Annotated in this window: 18 protein-coding genes; 9 read left to right on the top strand and 9 right to left on the bottom strand. The window is 51.4% G+C overall.

The genetic code is table 11. The features are described from left to right. Positions 1 to 33: 33 nt before the first annotated feature. Both R3B84_18940 and R3B84_18935 read right to left on the bottom strand, forming a co-directional pair. Complete coding sequence (locus R3B84_18940) at positions 34 to 672, bottom strand: hypothetical protein (GenBank protein MEZ6142642.1); 639 nt, start codon at positions 670 to 672, stop codon at positions 34 to 36. Positions 673 to 1,049: 377 nt separating this feature from the next. Beyond that, a complete protein-coding gene (locus tag R3B84_18935) occupies positions 1,050 to 1,424 on the bottom strand; it encodes a hypothetical protein (GenBank protein ID MEZ6142641.1) in 375 nt (124 codons plus the stop codon). Between the two features lie 147 nt (positions 1,425 to 1,571). Here R3B84_18935 and R3B84_18930 point away from each other — a divergent pair, with 147 nt between their 5' ends. The 6 genes from R3B84_18930 (at position 1,572) to R3B84_18905 (ending at position 8,189) form a co-directional block, all read left to right on the top strand. Continuing rightward, the gene (locus tag R3B84_18930; protein ID MEZ6142640.1) at positions 1,572 to 2,114 is read left to right on the top strand and encodes a hypothetical protein; all 543 of its coding nucleotides are present in this window, start codon (positions 1,572 to 1,574) and stop codon (positions 2,112 to 2,114) included. Between the two features lie 224 nt (positions 2,115 to 2,338). Then, positions 2,339 to 2,725, top strand: a complete 387-nt coding sequence (locus R3B84_18925) for a RidA family protein (protein MEZ6142639.1) — start codon at positions 2,339 to 2,341, stop codon at positions 2,723 to 2,725. 209 nt (positions 2,726 to 2,934) lie between these two features. Next, positions 2,935 to 3,321: a VOC family protein gene (locus tag R3B84_18920; protein MEZ6142638.1), complete on the top strand. Its 387-nt coding sequence runs from the start codon at positions 2,935 to 2,937 to the stop codon at positions 3,319 to 3,321. A gap of 227 nt (positions 3,322 to 3,548) precedes the next feature. After that, positions 3,549 to 4,883 (top strand): histidine--tRNA ligase, encoded by a 1,335-nt coding sequence (hisS, locus tag R3B84_18915; protein ID MEZ6142637.1) that lies wholly within the window; start codon positions 3,549 to 3,551, stop codon positions 4,881 to 4,883. A gap of 245 nt (positions 4,884 to 5,128) precedes the next feature. Continuing rightward, positions 5,129 to 6,778, top strand: coding sequence for a HAMP domain-containing sensor histidine kinase (locus R3B84_18910; GenBank protein ID MEZ6142636.1), 1,650 nt, complete (start codon positions 5,129 to 5,131; stop codon positions 6,776 to 6,778). Beyond that, positions 6,762 to 8,189 (top strand): sigma-54 dependent transcriptional regulator, encoded by a 1,428-nt coding sequence (locus R3B84_18905; protein MEZ6142635.1) that lies wholly within the window; start codon positions 6,762 to 6,764, stop codon positions 8,187 to 8,189. Before R3B84_18910 ends, R3B84_18905 begins: the two co-directional genes overlap by 17 nt. Before the next feature lie 549 nt (positions 8,190 to 8,738). Here R3B84_18905 and fabF read toward each other — a convergent pair. From fabF to R3B84_18875, 6 genes are all read right to left on the bottom strand, one after another. Next, positions 8,739 to 9,977: a beta-ketoacyl-ACP synthase II gene (gene fabF / locus R3B84_18900; protein MEZ6142634.1), complete on the bottom strand. Its 1,239-nt coding sequence runs from the start codon at positions 9,975 to 9,977 to the stop codon at positions 8,739 to 8,741. Between the two features lie 2 nt (positions 9,978 to 9,979). After that, complete coding sequence (acpP, locus tag R3B84_18895) at positions 9,980 to 10,228, bottom strand: acyl carrier protein (GenBank protein ID MEZ6142633.1); 249 nt, start codon at positions 10,226 to 10,228, stop codon at positions 9,980 to 9,982. Between the two features lie 166 nt (positions 10,229 to 10,394). Further along, complete coding sequence (gene fabD, locus R3B84_18890) at positions 10,395 to 11,300, bottom strand: ACP S-malonyltransferase (GenBank protein MEZ6142632.1); 906 nt, start codon at positions 11,298 to 11,300, stop codon at positions 10,395 to 10,397. A gap of 115 nt (positions 11,301 to 11,415) precedes the next feature. Next, a complete protein-coding gene (gene plsX, locus R3B84_18885; protein ID MEZ6142631.1) occupies positions 11,416 to 12,423 on the bottom strand; it encodes a phosphate acyltransferase PlsX in 1,008 nt (335 codons plus the stop codon). A 6-nt stretch (positions 12,424 to 12,429) separates the two neighbouring features. Continuing rightward, positions 12,430 to 12,624: a 50S ribosomal protein L32 gene (gene rpmF / locus R3B84_18880; protein MEZ6142630.1), complete on the bottom strand. Its 195-nt coding sequence runs from the start codon at positions 12,622 to 12,624 to the stop codon at positions 12,430 to 12,432. A 245-nt stretch (positions 12,625 to 12,869) separates the two neighbouring features. Further along, on the bottom strand, positions 12,870 to 13,931 hold the full coding sequence (locus R3B84_18875; GenBank protein ID MEZ6142629.1) for a glycosyltransferase family 2 protein: 1,062 nt from the start codon (positions 13,929 to 13,931) through the stop codon (positions 12,870 to 12,872). Positions 13,932 to 14,101: 170 nt separating this feature from the next. Here R3B84_18875 and R3B84_18870 point away from each other — a divergent pair, with 170 nt between their 5' ends. The 3 genes from R3B84_18870 (at position 14,102) to R3B84_18860 (ending at position 20,639) form a co-directional block, all read left to right on the top strand. Continuing rightward, entirely contained in the window at positions 14,102 to 15,112 is a 1,011-nt protein-coding gene (locus R3B84_18870) for a PmoA family protein (GenBank protein ID MEZ6142628.1), read from the top strand. Between the two features lie 73 nt (positions 15,113 to 15,185). Further along, the gene (locus R3B84_18865; protein MEZ6142627.1) at positions 15,186 to 17,177 is read left to right on the top strand and encodes a hypothetical protein; all 1,992 of its coding nucleotides are present in this window, start codon (positions 15,186 to 15,188) and stop codon (positions 17,175 to 17,177) included. A gap of 438 nt (positions 17,178 to 17,615) precedes the next feature. After that, positions 17,616 to 20,639 carry a DUF2341 domain-containing protein gene (locus R3B84_18860; protein ID MEZ6142626.1) on the top strand — a complete coding sequence of 1,008 codons (3,024 nt, stop codon included), beginning with the start codon at positions 17,616 to 17,618 and terminating at the stop codon, positions 20,637 to 20,639. A 970-nt stretch (positions 20,640 to 21,609) separates the two neighbouring features. Here the strand turns inward: R3B84_18860 and R3B84_18855 are convergent. Beyond that, positions 21,610 to 22,842: an ISKra4 family transposase gene (locus R3B84_18855; GenBank protein ID MEZ6142625.1), complete on the bottom strand. Its 1,233-nt coding sequence runs from the start codon at positions 22,840 to 22,842 to the stop codon at positions 21,610 to 21,612. Positions 22,843 to 22,849 lie beyond the last annotated feature (7 nt).

Raw genomic sequence — 22,849 nt, 5'->3', positions numbered from 1 at the left:
GATGCATAGAACACCAACTGTGTGTGCCGAAACTTAATAGCTGGTGCGAGGCGTCCGCGGACCCCCGCCTTCATTGTCATCATCTTCATGATCTTGATCGTCATTTCTCCTGCCCCCACGCTCCCTGCGACGGCGTTTACGTTCGTATTCGTCGAAATCGTAGCCGCGCTTGGGCCGATGACGTTCGTCAAATGAACGCCGTAGTTTGCCACCATATCCGCCAATCTGAACCCAGTAAATAATGAAACCGACTAAAATAACCAGGATCAGTAGATTGCCCATCAGACCGAAAGCGGCTGCTGGGGCAAAATCTTCCAGGTTGTTCATTTGAAGTAAACTGGAAAGTCCATGAATTATGATCGAAACCATGATCAATACGGCAGTTGACAAGCCAGTCGTTTTGCCAAACGATTCCCCCTGTGTATTCCAGCCGCGATCGCGGTACTCATTCTGGAGTGATTCTGCCATTTTCAGTACGACGACAAATAACCAGAAAATATTGATGACTGGCAGCAGCAATAACCACACCAGTGCTGGTGCCAAAGCTCGATTCGCTGGTTGAACGGATCCTAACGTACTTTGCAACGTGGCTAGAAACAGGATAGCCACAATCAGCACTAATAGCAGAACGATTCCGAAGCAAATCAGCAAACCAGCGAAAAACTCAATCATGAATCAACTCTCAATGTTGCAGATTTTTTCTGTATGTGAGCCACTGAATGGAAGAGATGATGATCCGACCCCAAAAGTTTCGGAAGTCATTATCCTTCTCGGTGACGCTGCCTACTTTCAGGGAACCAAGGTAGAGGTCGTAACGCATAAGACTTTGTGGCCCAACGGGGTCCGCAATTGAGCAGAGTCGCGAAAGTGGATACGAAGCGATTCCTGCTCCAATCGCTCAATTCGGCTGCCTGCGGCCGTCACCTTAACTATATGCTCAATCGCGGACCCGTTAAGCCGGCCGCAGGCCGGCTTAACGGTCAGGATAACGCGGTCGAGAGTTGACGTTGCCGAGCGAAGCGAGCCAGCCGGCTTAATCCGGCTCGCGTTCATCCGTTTGTTCGGTGCTTGCTATAGCTAGACTCGATCGCCTCGCTATCCGTTTTGGCATCACGAATACTAGCTGGTAGTTCGGACCAGATTAACAAGTCCCTTTGCTCCGTGTGGAAAGTGTATCGCATGCATTCTCCATCCATATCCTCGTGGGCTCCGATGATTGACTCCATGCATTCATCATCTTGGTCGTCCCATGTCGATTCGATTTTGGTAACGGCAATAAATTCGATCAATTTCTCTGTGGTGGAGATTTCAGGATTGTGGGTCAATCCGATGCGCACCGTGCTCGACGAATCGTCCGAAGTGACAAACGTGATCCACTGGGCGAAATCGCCAGTTATTCGATCTTCAAAATTGTCATCCAACATCGTGCACCGAACGGGTCCGCGATTGAGCAGAGTCGCGAAAGTGGATACGAAGCGATTCCTGCTCCAAGCGATCACTTCGGCCGCCTGCGGCCGTCACCTTTACTATACGCTCAATCGCGGACCCCGTTCAGTAAAAGAGGGTAGACGATGGAGATACCGGGGCTTGGCTCATTTACCAAGGACACGCACTCCGGCTGGCTCGTCAGCGATCCGGTGCAGGTACCGGTCATCGGTGGGAGGATGTGTCAGTTCCTTGTCAAGGGGTATGAGGGCGACTCCAGGAGAGAGGAGTTCCACGCGGCCATCGTCAATTTCCTCTCGGCTTCGCCCTCCGTCCTCAAGGAGGTCGAGCCACACCTGTTCCAGTATTACCGGGATTGTTGCGAGGGGTTGGAGCCGGAAGACTTCGAAGACCTGGGGATCACCGAACTCCAATCCCCCGCCGATGTCTGGCAATATGTCCGCCTCGGCAACGACCCGCTGGTCACTCGGCGGGCATACGGCGATCACGGGATCTATGTATCAGTCGAATGCGGGTGTGATTGGGAGCAGGAGCACGGGCTGCAAATCATCTTCAAGGATGGCCTGCGGGTCAACAAGATCGGTCCGTATGATGGCCATGTCACGAATTCCGATGCCTACGGCGATGACCCCCTCGAAAACGTGATCTACCGGCAGGTAAGGGCTTGACCTCGTGCTACTGCCCAATTTCGTGAGCAAGCGCAGATGGCGAAGGACAGAAGGAGTTCTTCACTCGAACGTGTCGTGGACGCAATCGGATGGATTGACTCATCTGCTTACTAAGGATATTGTTGCGCAGGAAGCCACGTTGGCTTTCCTTTGGATGAGACAGAACCACATCCGAATTAGACAGAAATAGGTTCGGTCAAATAACAACATTCGATAAGGATAACATGAAACGCATTCTGATCAGTTCTGGTTCGACATTTGAAGGTGAAATCGGCTACAGCAGAGCGGTTGCTCAAGGCGATTGGGTATTTGTTTCGGGAACGACTGGGTTCGACTACGCGACGATGACAATTGCGGAAGATATTGAAACACAGACTGACCAGTGCTTCAGGAACATTTCCGCCGCACTTGAACAGGCAGGATCAAGCCTGAACGATGTCGTCCGGGTAACCTACGTTTTAGCTGACGGCAGTGAATTCCCCAAATGCTGGCCGGTGCTAAAGAAGTATCTCGGCTCGGTCAGACCCGCCGCGATGATGATTTCTGCAGGACTCTCTGACCCGCGAATGAAAATTGAGATTGAAGTGACCGCACTGAAGCAGGCACAGTAGCGTGGGCAGTCATTCTTCAATCGGCGGATAGTTTGCATATCAAGTATTCTTTATTTCATTTGCTGATATATTTACGTTGATGGTCACAGGTGGCTTAAGTAATCGATTGGATCAGCAATCGTTTCGGATCCGCTTTAGCTGCCTCCTCAAATGCGGATTTATTTGTCGGTAGTTTCCTGCTACATCATTCAGTCACATTGGAGTTCACCATGAAGCGAGTTACAGGCATCGGCGGTATCTTCTTCAAAGCCAAAGACCCCAAGGCGATGCATGCCTGGTACAAGCAACATCTCGGAATCGATGTTCAAGAATGGGGCGGCGCAGCATTTCTTTGGGTTGACGATGAAGGCAAACCGACATCAGGCAGTACCATCTGGTCTGTGGGGGCACAGGAAAGCAATCACTTTGCACCCAGCACAGCACCATTCATGATCAACTATCGGGTTGCTGACTTGAAGGCACTACTGGAAGCCCTGCGAGAGGAAGGCTGTAACGTACTCGATAAACTGGACGAATCTGAATATGGCAAGTTCGGTTGGGTGATCGATCCTGAGGGAAATAAGGTCGAATTGTGGGAGCCACCTGCTGGCCAGTAAGTCTTGTAATCACTGAGGTGGATCCCATTTCATCCATATCCAATGCTACCACCTACGTGGGCAACTATTCTTCGATCGGCGGATAGTTTGCATATCAACTATTCACTTGATCATTTACTTAGTATCAAGAATTTGATCAGTAAACCATTCTACCGTGGGCCAGATTTTCCTTCCCGCCTGGTTTCCCGTAAAATAGCCTTTTAATGCTTAATGAAGGATAACGACGAGTGGCCAAAATCATCGAACCCCGCACACTGAGAGGGTTTCGCGATTATCCGCCGGAACTGATGATCCCACGGGAACGATTCATGGAAATCGCCCGTGGGGTGTTTCGCTCCTATGGCTTTGCACCGATTGACACTCCCGCACTGGAATTGACCGAAATTCTGCTGGCCAAACTGGAAGAGGGTGCGGAGATCAACAAGCAACTGTTCCGCTTTACCGATGCAGGTGGGCGGGATGTTGCGTTGCGATTTGATCTGACGGTGCCACTGGCCCGCTTTGTGGCCCAGCACGCCAGCAAGCTGACACTGCCCTTCAAACGGTACCACCTTGCCCCCGTCTGGCGTGGGGAAAGCCCGCAGGCAGGCCGATTTCGCGAATTCATGCAGTGCGACTTCGACATTCTTGGCACCGCCACAAACTACGCGGATATCGAAATTGCCCTGGTGATGAATCATCTGCTGGAATCGCTGGGGTTCGACCGATTTTCGCTTCATGTGAATAACCGCAAGATTCTGAATGGCCTTCTGACGCAGTTGGGCATCGTGGAACACACCACCGCCGTGCTGCGGGTGCTGGACAAATTGCCCAAAGTGGGTGCGGCGGCAGCACTTGAGGAAATGGGTCGCGAAACGCCGATCAGCACCGACCAGGCTCAGGCGGTGATCGATCTGGCAGCCACAGTGGGTAGTAATGTGGAAATTCTGGAGCAATTGCGGGCTCGCTTTGCCGATAATCCTGCCGCACTGCAGGGGGTGGCCGACCTGCACCAGATGAACCAAGTGTTCCGCGAGGTGGGCATTCCCGAACATCGGCTGAAAATCGATCTTTCCATCTGCCGTGGGCTGGATTACTACACAGGCACGGTATACGAAACCTTCCTGCACGATAAAAGGGAAATTGGCAGCGTCTGTTCCGGTGGGCGGTACGACAACCTGACTGGTTCCTACACCAAAAATGTGATCCCAGGGGTGGGGGCCTCATTGGGCCTGGATCGCCTGTTGGCAGCAATGGACGCCCTGAACATGCTGCCCACTGTGGCCACACCGGTGCCCGTGCTGATTTTTCAACTGGATGAGGCACTGCTGGGTGATTATCACCGCTTTGCCCACGTGCTGCGGTCGCACAAGATTGGTGTGGAACTGTTTCCGGACAGCAAAAAGCTGGGTCAACAGTTCCAGTATGCAGAGAAAAAAGGCTTCCGTGTGGGACTGTTGGCAGGCACCACCGAACGGCAGCAGAACCAGTGGAAAGTGAAGGACTTGCACGCACGCACCGAGGTGACGGTGGCAGAATCAGAAGTGCTGGCAGAAATACAGCGAATCCTGGCAGTTATATAACAAAATAGTTATGTCATCTTTTAGCCTAGCCCAAAAGTCAAAATTCTCTCACATCGGTCAGAGTGTGGTATTCTGGGAGATCTGGCGAAAGCAAATTGCAGAAAATTCAAAATCTGGTGCCTCAAATCGTAAAAATTGCTCTACTTTTTTGAAAAAATTTCTGGTAATCTTCCACTCTCGACGTTGGGGGTGCGGCTTCAGGAAGAAGTTGCAGATGGTTCGAGGGTTCTACAAGGAGGTTCCCAGTGGCACGACGGCGTCTCCGCAACCGAATGTTGCTCGGTTTGTGCCTGGTTGTAGCCAGCTTAGCAGTGCTGCTCGCTGGGAGTATGTACGGACTGTCGGCATACCGTGCCAACATGCGAACCACCGAAGACAAATTAACCGAATTATTAAAACTTGATGAGTTAAAGCCGGTCGCAGCAGGGATTCTGGCCCAACCTGTTGCCAAGCCCGCACCTGCGGAAGGTCCCCTGGAGCTGTTTCAGGACGATCCACGCACAGCGGAATTGCGGCACGCCAACGAGCGATTACTGCAGACCCGCGAACTCTTTCATAAATATGTGGCCACCTACCGCCAGGGTGCCACCAGCGACATGGCTCAGCCCGAACTGTTGCCCGCTGTGGATAAGGCGTTGCAGCAACTGGAAGCCGCCATCGATGGCTTTTCCGAAGTGCAACCAGTCAACCGTAGCACCCCACTGGCAGTGGACCCACAGGCCCGGCAGCACCACGAACAGTTATTACGGCTGATCGATGAGCTGCGTGCGGAAGTTTCGACAGGCATGTACGAAACAATCCGTGCCTCCCGCACCACCTATCAACGGTCTGCCCTTACTGTGGGCATCGCCAGCGTAGTAGCAGTGCTGCTGCTGATCAGCCTGATCAGTTGGTATTCCAGCATGATCTTCCGCCCGATCCGCCAGTTAATGGCTGGGGTGCGTCGCGTTACCAATGGCGATTTCAGCCAGCCGATTATGTTGAAGTCGGGTGATGAACTGGAAGAACTTGCGGTGGCATTCAATGAGATGACCGCCCGCCTGCATGCGGTTTATGTCGATCTGGAACATAAAGTCGACGAACGCAGTCGGCAGTTGGTGAAATCGGAACGGATGGTCAGCGTGGGTTTTCTGGCAGCCGGGGTCTCCCACGAAATTAATAACCCACTGGCCAGCATCGCTTTCTGTGCGGAAGCACTGCAGACCCGCCTGGCAAACTATCTGCAACGCTACCCGGAAGAAACCGAAGTCATTGCCAAATACCTGAAAATGATTCAGCAGGAAGCGTTCCGCTGCAAGGGAATTACCAGCAAGCTGCTGGAATTTAGCCGCATGGGCGAACGCCGCCGCGATCCTTCCGAAATGACCGAACTTGTGCAGACGGTGCTGGAAATTGCCCAGCATCTGCAACAGTGCCGTGGTAAGCGGATTATCTTCCAGCCTTACACCCGCGTTACTGCACTGGTCTGTGCGGAAGACCTGAAATCGGTGGTGTTGAACCTGGTAGTCAACGCACTGGAAAACATGGATGAAGGTGGCGTATTAACCATCACTCTGCGAGTGGTTGGCCCCACGGTGGAAATGCAATTCACCGATACAGGCGTGGGGATGAATTCTGAGACCCTGCAGAATATTTTTGAGCCCTTTTTCACCCGCAATCGCACAGGAAAAGGCACTGGCCTTGGCCTGTTTATCAGTCACCATATTGTGGATCAGCACGGTGGGGAAATCAACGCCACCAGTGCCGGTCCCGGAAACGGTAGTACATTCACGGTTCGGATTCCGCTTCAACCCAGTAACCGGCAGGATGCTGGCGACTGGATGAATGTTTTGCCTTTCGGCAATGGAGCGCAATCGCATACGAAAACGGAGGAAGGAATTGGCCACGCAGCCTGATACCCTACGCATCCTGGTCGTGGATGATGAAGCGAACCTGCGGGATATTCTCAAAGATAATCTCGAGTTTGCCGGTCACCAGGTAACAGTGTGCCCCAACGGCACCACTGCCATTGAAGTGATGCAGAAAGCCACCTTCGATGCGGCCATCTTGGACCTCAAGATGCCCGACATGACCGGAATCGAAGTGCTGACACACCTGAAAAGCGTTTCGCCGCACACAGAAGTGGTGATGATGACTGGTTTTGCCACCCGCGAAACCGCATTAGAAGCCATGCGCCTGGGTGCGTTCGACTATATTGAAAAACCATGCGAGATGGTGGCGATTAAAGCCTTATTAATGAAGATTTCCGAACAGCGGAAACTGAAACATAAAAATCTGGCTCTGCAGACCGCAATGCAACAGGCGGAAGGCACCATTCGCATGATTGGCGATTCACCGCCCATGCAAGCGGTAAAGCGTCTGATTGCCACGATTGCTCCCACCGATTCTCCCGTGCTGATTCAGGGCGAAACAGGTACGGGCAAAGATGTGCTGGCCCGCACCATTCTGCAGATGAGCAAACGGGCAGAAATGCCGTTTGTGCCGGTGAACTGCGGTTCGCTTTCCCCCACCTTGGTGGAAAGCCAACTGTTTGGCCACCGGAAAGGTTCATTCACCGGTGCCGATCGCGACCACAAAGGCTTCTTCGAAGTGGCCAACGGTGGGACGATTTTCCTCGATGAGCTAGGTGAACTGGATAAAAACATCCAGGTCAAGTTGCTACGATTGCTGGAATCGGGCGAATTGTACCGTGTGGGCGATACGGAACCCCTGCGTGTGAATGTACGGGTTATCTGTGCCACCAACCGTGACCTGCGTGGGATGATTCGCAAGGGGGAATTCCGCGAAGATCTGCTCTATCGACTGAATACCTTCGAGATTATGCTGCCCCCACTGCGAGAGCGTCTGGCCGACCTTCCTGCACTGGCACGCCAGTTATTAGCACGGAATGCCAAGCGGCACGTTGATTCCTACACCGATCTGCTGTCACCAGAGGCACTGGACGTGATGTTCCAGTACAGTTGGCCAGGAAACGTGCGGGAATTGGCCAACGCCATGGAATATGCCTACATTGTTTCCGGTGGCAGCCCAATTATCCCCGCCCACCTGCCCAATCAGGTGCGTGCTGGTGGTACCTTGAAAGCCGTTCCCTCACCCGCACACGACTTGACGGATGAGGATATCCTGCCCATGCCTGGGATGGCGGGTGGGAAAACCCTGCACGATGTGGAAATGGAGCACATCCTGAAAACCCTGGACAAGAATAACGGCAATAAACCGTTGACTGCCAAGGAGTTAGGGATCAGCTTGAAAACGCTTTACAACAAACTGAACCGCTGGGAAGAACAACAACGCTTCGCAGGATAGGCGGGCAAACGGTTCGTATTTATTTCGGCATATTTCCTAGTTGCCTGTCTTTTTTCATCGCCCGCAGTGCCAACAAGGGAACTTCTTCCCAACTATCGTCGTTCCCACCATCGGGGACTTCCTGTTCGTCATGTTTTTTTTCTCTTTCGACTTTGTAGCATTGCGAGCAACCGTCTTAAGAAATTCCGTTGCGGTCGCTAAAGGGTAAAACAACCGCGACTCCCTTCAGAAGATTGTGCCAAAAACCGTCATTCCCGCGAAGGCGGGCGAAGAAAACGGGTTGGTAATGTAACAGACTGACTAACATGGGAGCGAGGATGACCCATCCGCATTGGAATTTGAACCTGTCCATGTCTTCAAGAAGGTTTAAATTTTAACCGCGCTTAATTTATGTTTTGTGAGCCGATGGCGTAAGCTGCGGCTTCAAACCTAATCGTCATTCCCGCCTTCGCAGGAATGACGATAACGTGTAATGGTGAAAGGTAGAGCTTTCTTTGATCAACCGTCGCTGACGTTTCCGGTTCGTAAAGGAAATCACCCTGAAGTATGCTACTCGACGGATGCGAAGGCCACGGAGCAGTTGTGGCCACCGAAGCCAAAGCTGTTGGACAGCACCCGCTTGACCTGTTTTTCCCTGGGTTTATTGGGGACATAATCCAGATCGCAATCCGGATCGGCATTCATCAGGTTGATGGTGGGGTGCATGATGCTGTTTTTAATCGTCAGGGCACAGGCAATCGCCTCAACGCCCCCGCTGGCACCTAGAAGGTGACCAATCATGCTTTTGGTGCTACTCATCGAAATGCGTTTTGCATGGTCACCAAAAACCTGCTTGACCGCCATGGTTTCCGCTTTATCACCCAATCCGGTGCTGGTTCCGTGGGCGTTAATGTAATCCAACTGATCCAGGTTCCAGCCCGCCTGTTTGATGGCAATTTTCATCGCCATCGCTGCCCCAATGCCTTCGGGGTGGGGGGCAGTAATATGGTTGGCATCAGCCGTATTGCCACAGCCCACCACTTCACAATAAATCGTTGCACCGCGTTTTTTGGCCCGTTCGTATTCTTCGAGAATCAAAACGCCCGCGCCTTCACCCAGAACAAAACCATCGCGATCCCGATCAAACGGTCTGCTAGCTAATTCGGGTGCATCGTTGCGACTCGATAATGCCCGACACGCCACAAACCCACCCAGGCCCATCGGGGTAATCGCAGCTTCTGCACCACCTGCCACCATGACATCGGCAAGATCCCACTTGATGGCGTGAAAGGCGTCACCAATCGCATGGCCTGCTGTGGAGCACGCCGTCGCAACAGCAGTGTTTGGCCCCATCAGGTTGTATTCAATGGAAATGGTGCCCGTGCCGGAATTGGCAATCATCATCGGAATGGTGAACGGACTGAGCCGACTGGGTCCACGCGTGCGATAAATTTCGTGGGCGTTTTCCCAGGTAGCCAGACCGCCAATCCCACTGCCCACAATTGAGCCGCAACGGAAGGGGTCTTCAGTTTTGAAGTCAATCCCGCTGGCTTCAATTGCTTCCTTGGCAGCAGCCAGGGCAAATTGTGCGAAACGGTCGAGGTGTTTGGACAGTTTCTGGTCAATCCGGTTTTCCGGCTGCCAGTTTTTTACCTCACCGCCGAAATGAACCTTAAAGGCGCTGGTGTCGAACAACGTAATCGGTGCGATACCGCTTTTCCCAGCGAGAAGATTCTGCCAGTACTCAGCAACATTGTCTGCAATGGGATTGACCGTACCCAGTCCGGTGACGACAACACGCCTCGACATAGTTAGTTCGACTCCCGGTTGCGTGCGATGTAATCGATTGCTTCGCCCACAGTCTTGATCTTTTCCGCTTCCTCGTCCGGAATCTGGATGTTGAACTCTTCTTCCAGTTCCATGACCAGTTCCACGATATCCAGCGAGTCGGCACCAATATCTTCAATGAAGTTGGTTTCCCGCTTGATCTGATCTTTATTCACAGCGAGATGTTCACAAACAATCTCGATCACTTTCGGCTCGATTTGATCTACAGTCACTCGTTTTCCCTCCAAAAGGCGGGTAGCGGTAGCCCACCCTGCCAGCGTCAATGATAGAACTTATCCAGCAATTATCCGCACGGGTGTACCACGTGATGGATAGAATCTATGATATATCCCGCAAATGTAAAGAGTTGATTCTATTGGCTTTACCACCAAAAGTAGATCACGCGGGACAACTTCTGCACTCAATTTTTCGGTTAATTCGTTTGAGCAGTCCTGCCAGTACTTTTCCTGGGCCAATTTCGACGCACCGTTCCACGCCAGCATCCAGCATTGCCCGCATCGATTGTTCCCACTGTACCGGTTGAAGTACCTGGCGAACAAGCAGATCACGGATCTCATTCGGATCACTGTGGGTGCGGGCATCCACGTTCGACCACACAGGCACGGTGGGGGCGGAAATGGTCACATTCAACAACGCCTGGGCCAGTTGATCATCTGCCGGTTTCATTAATTCCGTGTGAAAAGCCCCAGCCACACTTAATTTTTTAGGTGACCCCCCACGTGCGGTGATCAGTTCGCAGGCAGCATCCAGTGCGGCGTGCTCGCCAGAGAGGACGGTATTGCCCGGACACAAGTAGTTGGCAATCCAGATTCGCCCGGCACTACTGGCTTCCTGCACCACTTCCTGCAGGTTGGGCAGGTCGATAATCAACGCACTGACCATCCCACTGGGAGTGGCATTGGCAGCAGCCTGCATCGCACGCCCACGTTCCTGAACCACGCGAAGTGCATCGGCAAATTGTAACGCACCTGCAAAAACGAGGGCGGTGTATTCGCCGAGGCTAAGTCCTGCTGTAGCAGTCACTTGCGGCAACAGGTCCGGTTCTGATTCTTTCAGCACTTCCAGTGCGGCAATGCTGGCCACAAAAATGGCTGGCTGGCTGATATCTGTGGCGTGCAGACGTTCTTCGGGGCCGTTCAGACAGATGTCTAACAGATCGAACCCCAAAATTTCATTCGCATGATCGTATAATCGTTTTGCTGTCGGGTGGCTTTCGACCAGATTTTTGCCCATACCAAGGTACTGGGCACCTTGACCAGGGAAAAGGAACGCGACATTGCTCATCGTTTGGTTCCTGAAATGTAGGTTTCGCGGGTTCGCACGGTAAGCGAACACCATGCTGCATCAGCGCAAGTTATTGACAAATAATTAGTTAAGCGAATTCGTTTCGGATTGCGAGTTACTCATCGTCCTTCGGTTGGGGCAATTGCTCCAATTCCTGAACAATTTTCTCATTAATTTTGCTTTCCACAAACTTGGCACCAAATGCCAGCGCATTGCGAATGGCGACTTCTTTCGAACTGCCGTGACAAATGACACACGCCCCATCGACACCAAGCAGTGGGCCCCCACCGAAGCTGGTGTAATCGTATTCTGCGATCAATTTTTTGAGGGCTTTCATCGCAAATTCCTGGTCGTTGGGCAATGGACCGATCACTTGCTTCACAATGGAATGCATCAGAAAGTCGAGAACACCTTCCGACAGTTTCAGGATGACATTGCCGACAAAACCGTCGGTGACAATGACATCACAAACGCCCTGATGGACATCCCGACCTTCAATATTACCAACAAAATGGTCTTTCAAGCCGTTTTTCAACAGCACATAGGCACGCTGGGTCAGTTCATTCCCTTTGCCAGCTTCTTCGCCAATATTCAACAGACCCACGGTGGGATTTGGTTTGTTGAAAAAGTGACGGGCAAAAATCAGGCCCATCACCCCATACTGGTAAAGGTGACTCGGCTTGGGTGCAACATTAGCACCCACATCTACGACAAGTGACAGTCCCTTGGCGGTGGGCATAAATGCACAAATACCTGGCCGACGAACATTCGGCAGAAAGCGACGTGATCGCAATCCACCAGCTACCATCGCGCCGGTATTGCCCGCAGATACCACACCGTCAACTTCTTTGTCTGCAAGCAGTTTCCAGCAGCCACTAATTGAGCTGTCGGGTTTACCACGAATCGCATCGACTGGCGATTCTGCCATGCCCACAACCTGTGTGGTGTGAACGATTCGAAGACGCTCAGCAGGTGCATCGGAAGGCACTAATTCGCCGATAGCCTCGGAATCGCCTACCAAAGTCAGGTGTAAGTTCGGGTTGGCATGCAATGCCTCTAATGCACCAGCCACAATGGGCTGTGGTGCATGATCCCCACCCATCGCATCCAGGGCCAATCGCATGGAAGCCTACTCCGCCGTTTTTTCTTGTTCGGACTGAACTACTTCGCGGCCTTGAAACCAGCCACAATTGTCGCAAACACGGTGGCTGAGCACTGGTTCGTTACATTTCTTGCAATAATTCGTCTGGCGGGGCTTCACTGCGTGGTGGCTACGTCGATGCCCCTGTTTTGCGTGCGACGTGCGTCTCTTCGGTACTGCCATGACCCTAACCGTCCCGTTACCGTAAACTGATCAATACGAAATAACTATTCTGAAAGGCACTGTGGTAGAATTCAAGGTACACACAAATGAATTTTCCCCACTTTAGGCATATCCGACTTCCATATTGCAATATTGCGAATTAGAAATAATGCAATATTACTGATGTAGTGTATCATTTCATTGTTGCTAATGCGGGAAATTTCGACACGAAGTCGTCACTTCCTAATTGCAGATTGATTTGTGGTTCACTTCTGCCAGAACGAGGGCAGGTCGTGGGTTAAAAATCGCCATGTGCCATAAGCGGCGAGGATGCTTTTCTTTGCTTTCTGGCGTTTGTTGAAGCACAATCGGATGCCCGCCTGCAGCAGTTTCGCCATCAACGTAATCGGTGCGTCCATCGTCAGTGCCAGTTTGAACAGCAGCACCTTTCGTGGCGAGACACCTGTTTTGCGGAAATAGAGCACGATCCCTTTGAGGTGACTGGGGGCACTAAAGGCGACGTTCCTGCGGGAACTCACCCGCCCGTAGTGCTTGATTCGCACGGAAGGTAGGTGCATTAATGAGAATTTTTTCCCAATTCGGGCACAATATTCCACATCTTCAACGCCAAATGGAAAATCTTCGTCCCAGCCACCACATTGGTGGTAGACCGCACGCGGGACCAGAACCGCCGCACCTAACAGCACTTCGACCGTGCGTTGTTCGTCCGGCCGGAAATCTTCAGAACGATAGGCCAGATAGTCCCGACGAAAACGAGGCACCCACCGAAACAGACAGGTGCGATATAACATGCCTGCCACCGTGGGCATCCGGCGGTGCGAAATCTGTAGGTGGCCGTTCACATCATATAGTTGCGGCCCAAACATCCCCACCTGGGGGTGATTTTGGGCAATTTTGAACAGGGCAGCCAATGCCCCTGCTGGCACCACTGTATCGTTATTCAGAAAAAACAGGTACTGGCCTGTCGCAATCCGGGCGGCCTGATTGTTAGCCTTAGAAAAGCCCACGTTTGCCGAGTTTCGGATCAGCGTCACTTGTGGAAAGTCCTGTGCAACCATTTCCGGTGCACCATCACTGGAGGCGTTATCCACCACAATGACATCGAAAGGAACACCCTGATCCTGTTGAAAAAGTGATTGCAGGCATTCGCGCAGGTAAGCGACACAGTTCCAGTTGACAATGCAGACAGTAATTGCCAATTCCGTATTGGGTGGTTGCTGCGTCTGTCCAGCGGGTAATCTGGCAGTCGGGTGGCTGGTGGGTGAAGAGATGGTCGCGATTGCTTCATGCCTGTCCATCAAACTCATCTCTTCCTGAGATGCTCACTCGGTGCGGGTGAAACTCCCGCCAATTGTCCCTGATTCCCGAAAAGCTGTCAACCGGAAGGTTATTCAAAGTTTTTCAGTTCCCATGTTCCAAACTTGACTTTCATTCACTACCGGGTGAAGATAGTGCTTGTTTATTTGGAGAAATGTACATGAAATCCCTTTCCCGCACGCTCTTTGGTGGGCATTTTGCCCTGCTGGCGTTACTTTGTGCACCGCTGGCGGCCCGTTCTGCAGAAGTGACTGCGACCAAAACAGAAGACACGATCGAATTTCGCATTGGAAAAGAGCTGGTCACCACGTACCACTTTGGACCGAAGGTGGCCAAACCGTATTTCTGGCCACTGTTAGCTCCAGGTGGGGTGCCCGTTACCCGCGATTGGCCCATGAAAAAAGGTGCTCCCAAAGAAACGGTTGACCATGTGCACCAGAAATCGGCCTGGTTCTGCCACGGCGATCTGATTCCCGAAGGGCTGGAACTGAAGGTAAAATCAGCAGACAAGCATGTTACTGGGGTAGATTTCTGGTCAGAGGCACCTGGCCACGGCAAAATGAAGTGCGTGAAAGTGGGCAATCCAGAGAGTTCAGGCAATTCTGTGCGAATTGACACCTTTAATGAATGGCAGACCGCAGATGGGGTGAAAATTCTGGATGAACAACGTACCATTGAACTGATTGACCTGGGCGAAAGCCGGCTCCTGGTGCTTTACATCGAACTGGAAGCCAGCACCTATCCAATTACATTTGGCGATACCAAAGAAGGTTCGATGGGCGTGCGAATTCGCGACGAAATGCGGGTGAAAGGTGGGAATGGTGCCATTTTTAACTCATTTGGCAAGAAAAATGAGAAGGAAATCTGGGGCCGCGAAGCCGACTGGAATGACTATGTGGGCAAAGTTGGTGACAGCGAAGTGGGCTTGGCTATTTTCGATGATCCCAGAAACCCCCACCAGGCGGTATGGCATACCCGTGAATACGGATTGATGGCTGCCAATCCGTTTGGACGCACCAAATCGGGCTTCCCTGACCGCAAAACACAGTCCGACTTAGTGAAATTGCCGAAAGGTGGGCACATGAAACTGCGCTATGGCCTGTTAATCCATAGCGGTAATACGGAATATGCCAAAGTTGCTGAACATTACAAAAAGTTCACCGGCAAATAGCCCCACCTTTCATCGACAACCACCTGCAATGACGTCGAAACAATAGCCTGTTTCCAGTCTTCCAGGTAGTGTGATGAATTCTGATATTCGCTTGCATGTCCAAACATTAGAAAGTCGTGAATTACTCTCCACTGCAGCAGCAGCCTTTGCCCTCCGTGGGATTACCGCGGGTTCCGTTCGCAGAATGCCTACTACCCCTACTAATCCAGTAGAGAATGATCCAGAGCCTGCACCTGTACAGTCTGCGTACCGTATTTTTGGCGGCGGAACAATAATCACTTCATCCAGAAGGCAGATTCCCGCACCCACAGGTGGGGGTGAAACGGGCAATCTTCCCCAGCGAATGTCGCACATCCGTCTGGCGATGCTGGCATATTCGTCCCTGTCTTACGGTGCATACGAGCAAAACCTGTTACAAAACCGTGTCGATCTGGTGATTCCGAATCCACGTTTTCTGCAACAGTTTGAAAACGATGCCCCCACCACCGGGAAGATTCTTTATTCCAATGCGTCGAATATCTACCTGGAATTACTGACTGACTGGCTGAAATATGCTGATGACCAGCAGATGGATCGTGAATCGGCCTTCTACCACGTGAATCAACCGGTAGCTTTTCAAGGAAACAGCCCTTCCAGCATTCCGGTCAGCCGTTTCTGGGCGATGAATCTGACCCGCAGTAACGGGACAGTACAGGATGTGACCCAGAGATCGAATTCGGCCAACCCCGTTGCCCTGCCCACCGTGGGGGAAACCTTAGCGATTGGCTACCCGGAAAAGTTTGCCGAGATTACCCTCGAAATCGCAGGTGGTGGGGCCTGGACGGGACGTTGGGAATACGCAGCCGGATTCAACTCCAGCGGTCAGCCGATCTGGAAAACCTTGCAACCCACCTCCGTTGGTGGGGGCGTTTTCCGATTCGATCCGCCAGCAGATTGGAAAGCGGGCAGCGTCAATGGTTCGCAGCACCTGTTCGTCATTCGCATGGTGGGGCAAACATCAACACCCGTTGTAGCGAATCGCATTTCAGGCAGAGATTATGTAAATGCCGGACAAGGCACAACAGGTACGATACCGGCGTATGATTATCAGGCAGATTCCAATGGCGATGGTTACCTGACCGATGCGGAATATGCCAACCGCCGCAGTGGTTTTGAAGCACGTTTTGAATATGAAAGCAGGCTGTTTTACCCCTATTATGGCCAGCAACGCTATGCCACGCGGCCGGACAGTGCGGAGTTCACACAGTGGGCTGTCGATTACCACCAGCGGATGCTGGCTGCCCACCCGGATGCGGACGGCATTTTCCTGGATAATTCGATTGGTCGCCTGCAGATTACCCCCACTACAGTGGTGGAAAACTACAACGGCTATGCAGCAAACTACGGTCTGCTCGTGGGTGCCATTCAACGTGGGCTGGGTACGAAACTGGTCGTCACCAATATCTCCGGTGCCCGCCAGGATGCCATCCCACAGTTACAGCAAGGTGTTTCCGGACTGGATGAATTTGCAATTCGGCCGATGCAACACCACCATAGTTTCTTTGAGGATCTGGCAACCAATACTCGTGATCGGCTGGCGGCATTGCAACAAGGGCAGTATCTGATTCTGGACACCCACCCGAACGGTGGGGATATTACCGACCCACGCATGCAACTGGCGACATTGAGCTATTATTATCTGCTGGCCGATCCCACTGATACGATGTTGATGGTAAATGGTGGTAACGAGCCCTCCAGTGCCTGGACCCGGCACTATATTCCTGCCGCGGAATATAACGTGGGACAACCGAAAAGCGACTGGATTACGTATGCCACTGGAGGCGATCCCAGTAATACTGCCTTGGAGTATCGTGTGTACGCCCGCTCGTATGATAATGCTCTCATTCTTTATAAGCCGTTATCCTACACGCGGTTAGTGGGCACTGGCACCACTGCAGACAATACTGCAACAACGCACCAATTGAAGAGAAACTACCAGATTCTGAACGCCGACGGCACCCGCGGAGCCATTGTCAACAAGATCACTTTGCGAAACGGTGAAGGTGCGATCCTGATCCCAGTCTAAAGTGAAGACTGACTTTGCTCAATTGGGTGGCTTACATCACCAGGAAACGGCAACTCAATTGCCTTTCTGTATACTATCATATCAGTTCTCCCATTGTGGGGGTGATATCGATTTTGGAAAAATTCACAAAATAATTTTATCAGACGTAAGCTTATGCCAAATAAGCATTTATGGCAGATGCTTATCCAGAAAACTCTTTCAGGCAACAAAAAAATTGTCAAAATATAATGGGTCGTGGATATATTAATATAGCATGGAAATAATTTCATGCTTTGTTCTGGCCGGCTTCGGTTGTTCACATGCTTTGAACAACCCCTGAGCGTGGCGTTACCAGCACTGCTTTTCAAACGTGCGTGCAAGTGAATCGCCTTCGCGGCACTCATATAGTTCTGGTAGGGGCTTTTATCGTGCAACCGCTGAAAAAATGAGAATTACATCATGAAATACTGCATCCTGTTACACAAGCATCTCCTTTTTCAACTGAGTGCGTGCATGAAATTATCCTTCCTGATTGCACTGTTCGCTGCTGTCATTCCCCAGTCCGCTTCAGCTCAATACCCAAAGTGGAAGCATTCAGGGTCGATGTTCATTCTGACCACGCCAGAAGGGGTGGGGCTGCCTGCTGAAGAATCTGTAGCAAACTTCCCGCTACTGGTGCGGCTCCACAAAGATTTCTTTGATTTCTCGCAGGCACAGCCGGACGGATCAGACGTGCGTTTTTCGACTGCACAAGGAAAGCCGTTGGCCTATCAGATCGAAGAGTGGGACGCTGCCAAAGGTAACGCCAGCGTTTGGGTGCGAATCCCACTGATCCGTGGCAACGCCCGGCAGGAAATCAAAGTGCACTGGGGCAATGCCACAGCGAAGTCGGAATCGGATGGCAAAGCAGTTTTCAATGAATCCAATGGCTATCTCAGTGTCTGGCACATGAACGGCCCAGTGCATGATACCGTAGGAACACTGCAATCGCAGGATACAGGCACCACCGCAACTGATGGTGTGGTGGGAGGTGCAAGGCACTTTCCCGGCCAACGTGGCATTTTTTGTGGCGACAAAATTACTAACTACCCCGTTGGTGCCGGTTCCCACAGTACGGAAGCATGGTTCCTTGCTGAAAAGCCTAATGCCAACATCATCGCCTGGGGCAACGAACAAGCCCAGGGCAAGGTGGTGATGCAGTACAACAGCCCACCACACATCCGCATGGATTGTTATTTTTCCGGCGGCAATGTGATGGGGAAAACCATTCTTCCAAAGGCGGAATGGGTGCACGTTGTTCATACCTACGAAGAAGGTACCGCCCGCCTGTATGTGAATGGCGTTCTGGATAACACCAACATGGCCAAATCCGGCCCACTGAACATCCGAAATCCCGCACGTTTGTGGATTGGTGGCTGGTACAACAATTACAACTTTGTGGGCAAAATTGATGAAGTGCGCATTTCCAACGTGGTGCGATCATCAGCATGGATCAAACTTCAATACGAAAATCAGAAACCGCTGCAAATGCTTGTGGGACCGATTGTTCAGGCGGGGGATGCCTTCGATGTCGCCCAGTCGCAACTGGTCATGAAAGAAGGCAGCAGCGTGAACCTGCTGGCGAAGGCTGGAGGTGCCCAGAAAGTGTACTGGACGGTATCGCACGGTGGGAAGGAAAAGATTGTTGCGACTGATCGGTTTTCCTATACCTTTGAGGCAGGCCGCACAACTGGTGAAAAATTCCCAACTATCCGCTTCATGGCGGTTTATCCCAGCGAAGTGCGTGGCCGACAGGTTCCCGTCAAGATTACCGAAGATATTCCAGAGCCAGAGTTTGAGTTGCAGGCACCACAAAGCTGGGATGGACGGACACCCATTGAATTGGTGCCAAGGATCACCAATCTGGCGGCGATGAAAGCCAGCGGCGCGGACAAATTAACATACCACTGGCACATCGGTGACCTTGCCACCATCAATGAGGCTGTGGGTAATAAACTGGTTCTGAAACGGTCTCAGAACAGCGGCAAGTTGACCGTGACTGCCAGGATCGACAATGGGGGTCAACCCACGGAAAAATCGGTGACAATTGCAGTCACAGAGCCCACGTCCGATGCGTGGGTGCACCGCGTACCCGATCAGGATGAAAAGCCCGTTGATGGACAGTTCTACGTCCGCGACGACAAAAATGTGGGGACATTGTTTTACAATGGTACCTTGAAGGAAAATGCCGACGAAGTCTTCCTGAAAGTATTTGCCGATGACAAGCCATTCAGTACCACCAACCAGCAATTAAAAGCAGATAAGACTTATTCATTTGCGGTGAAGTTGAAGCCCGGTTTGATCAAGTATCGACTTGAATTCGGCTACCGACAGAATGGCAAAGAAACGGTGCAGCACCAGGTAGGAAATCTGCTCTGTGGGGATGCCTTTCTGATCAACGGTCAATCCAATGCAGTAGCCACCGATTTTGGGAAAGAAGACCCGAACTTTCAGAGTGACTGGATCCGCACCTATGGCACCATGTCTGGGAATGCTCAGTCAGTTGCACAGTGGGGCAACGCGATTCATCGCAGCCGCGAAGGCGGCAAGTTCCAGATTGGTTACTGGGGGATGGAACTTGGTCGGCGACTCGTGGAAACCCACAAAATCCCAGTTTGTTTCATCAATGGTGCCGTCGGTGGCACGCGTATTGACCAACACCAGCGGAATGCTGCCGAACCGGAAGACGCGTCCACAATCTATGGAAGGTTGCTTTGGCGTGTGCGTCAGGCAAAACTGACCCATGGTATCCGTGGCATCATTTGGCACCAGGGAGAGAACGACCAGGGTGCAGACGGCCCCACCGGAGGCTATGGCTGGGAAACATACCGCCAGTACTTCATTGATCTGGCGGCTGCCTGGAAGCAGGACTACCCGAATGTGCAGCACTACTATGTGTTCCAGATCTGGCCGAAATCGTGCTCGATGGGCATCAACGGTTCCGATAATCGCCTGCGGGAAGTACAGCGAAACCTGCCAACCGCGTTCTCCCGCATGAGCATCATGTCGACGCTGGGCATCAACCCACCGGGTGGGTGCCACTTCCCAGCAGCAGGCTATGCCGAATTCGCACGTTTGATCGTGCCACTGATTGAACGGGATCACTATGGCAAGGTACCCACAAAATCGATTACCCCACCCAACTTGCAGCGTGCGACAGTTTCTGGCAGCGATCAACAGGAAATCATCCTGGAGTTCGACCAGCCAGTGGCATGGGATGATGCACTGATCGGCCAGTTTTATCTGGATGGACAAAAGGACGTTGTTCTATCCGGCAAAGTGAATGGAAACCGCCTGGCACTCAAATTAGCTGGAAAATGCACTACGAAACAGATCACGTATCTGGACAGTGCCTCCTGGAGCCAGAAAACACTACTAATGGGTACCAATGGCCTCGCCGCCCTGACTTTTTGTGAAGTCCCACTGAATTACGGCGAGAAATAGTGCATGACGTTGAATAACAGTGCATGAAACTGCCGATGTTGGGCAACCTGTGAGATCTGATTCCAGAAGGTACCGAATGCCAACGTAAGGCTGACTAACACTGACAACAACGCACGTGGTACAGTTGCCCAGGCCTCGAAAGAAACATTTGCGAGCCGACTTCATTCGCCGCGGTTTTATCAATTCTATTGTGCAACAACCGTCATTCCCGCGCAAGCGGGAATTCAGTACAGAGAACTTGAAATGGCCTTGCACAGATTGGTCGGAACACGATGCAGGAAGTGTGCAGCGGGATATTCAACTGGCCTCAGCCAACCCAACTCCAGCAGTAGTCTCGCCAGATTGTGCTTCTCTTTGTGCCCACACAAGCCGCTATCCGCACTGGCAAAATGAGGTGCTTCATTACTGGCCAGTAATCGCCGAAAAAAGTATCTATTGCTAAGTTTGTCCACCTACTAACGCTGCCCGGATTACTTATTGCATTCCCTGCGATGTTAGTTGTCAGAACCGAATATCGGAAAAGATGCATTTATTACAGTCCAATTTGGTCAATCCATTACCCAACCCTTCCGAATATCCGGTTGCAGTCTTTTCAAAGTGTAAAAGGGCTTTCTTTTTAGTCGGCAGATTGTATAAGAATTATTTACAGCAACAAAGCAGAAACCAAGCAATAGCATAAAATTTATCGTTTGGGAATCAATGCAAGTCTAAAGCCAATATATGTTTCAGGATAATCATCCGTCGCTAGTCTTGATGCGCCGCGGCAGTTCCATGGTCTAGATATCCAACAGCCTCCTTTACAGATTCTTTTTTTTGGGTTTGTTGAATCTACGGAGTCTGTCAGTTCCCAAACATTGCCACTCATATCAGATAATTTCCATGGATGCGGAAAAGTTTTTGCATAATTTCCACTTTTAGAAATTTTACCTAAGAATGTCCCTTTATCATTATCTCCGTCGAGTGCAACCGGTCATCCGGGCAAGGGTAATAAGTGGGACAGATTGAGCTGTTTGCGGAACCTGTCTGTTCTTTGGTATTCCTGGTTAGCCAGGTAAATATGAAAATCTCTGGTTCGACCTGCCAGATCAATTGCTCGGGCGTGTAGCATTGCCTGGGCCCCTTTCGTTTTCCATCTCATTCCCGTGCGGCACATTCGATCCATCACCAGGTGCCGACAAGCCCCTTCAATCACCCCAGTTGCAATCGGCAGCCCTTGCTGCAAATAGCTGTCATATCTCATCCGGTGGTAGTTCTTTTCAAAGTAGTTGCAAACCTGATTAATCTTCTTTAACTTTTCTGCTTTCAATTCGCTTTTTGTCGCTTTCTGACGGATTCCCGAAACCACACTTTTCACATCTCCCTTCAGGATTCTCAATAGGCGGTCTCGAGCAAACGCTTCCTGATGTTCACGGTGAGACTCAAACACTTTTGCCGCATCCCACACATAACTGGCAACATGAATGATATCCAGGATATCAATTGTTTCGTATGAATCGAAATTGACATCAGATGCTTCCCACAAACTGGTCTGACCATCCATCAGCCGTACCAAAGGCTGACCTGATTGGTGGCGACGTTCGACCTGTTCTGCTGCCCACACCATCGCGTGGTGCGTGCCTCTGATCAGCACCCCCTCCGCATCACATTGCGACAAAAATCCCGCAACCACTTTGCCCACCGGTTCGGGGCGTTTCTCCTCACGATTCGAGTTTTCTCGAAATAACGCTGCGACAATCTCTTCAGCCGTTCGAAAATATTCATTCACGGAATATACGGTCGCCAGCGTCGCCATACGCCGATTACCAGGAAAATACCGTTGATCAAACGCTGGAATCGCCTTCGTCTTGCGAACCATGGGGACTCCTTTGGCATCGGCACTCACCACCAGAATCTTTCCCTCTGCTGTTGGTGCAGGAATTGGGATCTCATTCAGAAACTGTTCTGCAGATTCACTCAGATTGTGGATATTTCGTTCCAGAGTATCGACCGGACTCTTTTGCAGATACAACAAAGAAATCACATCTGATGATTCCTGATACGACATCTTTGTGCTGAGATAATGCATGACCTCGCGAAACCACGGAGAATATGTGTTTGCTGGCATCTGAATCATGACATCCACAGGATACAAATCAATCTTGCGGCCAAGATCGACGCCATAAACATACTGCTCAAACCGATGCTCACCAAAGATCGTTCGGATGGACCGT

It is taken from the genome of Zavarzinella sp. (assembly GCA_041399155.1).
Lineage (GTDB): Bacteria > Planctomycetota > Planctomycetia > Gemmatales > Gemmataceae > JAWKTI01.
This window is presented reverse-complemented; position numbering and strand designations above follow the sequence as displayed.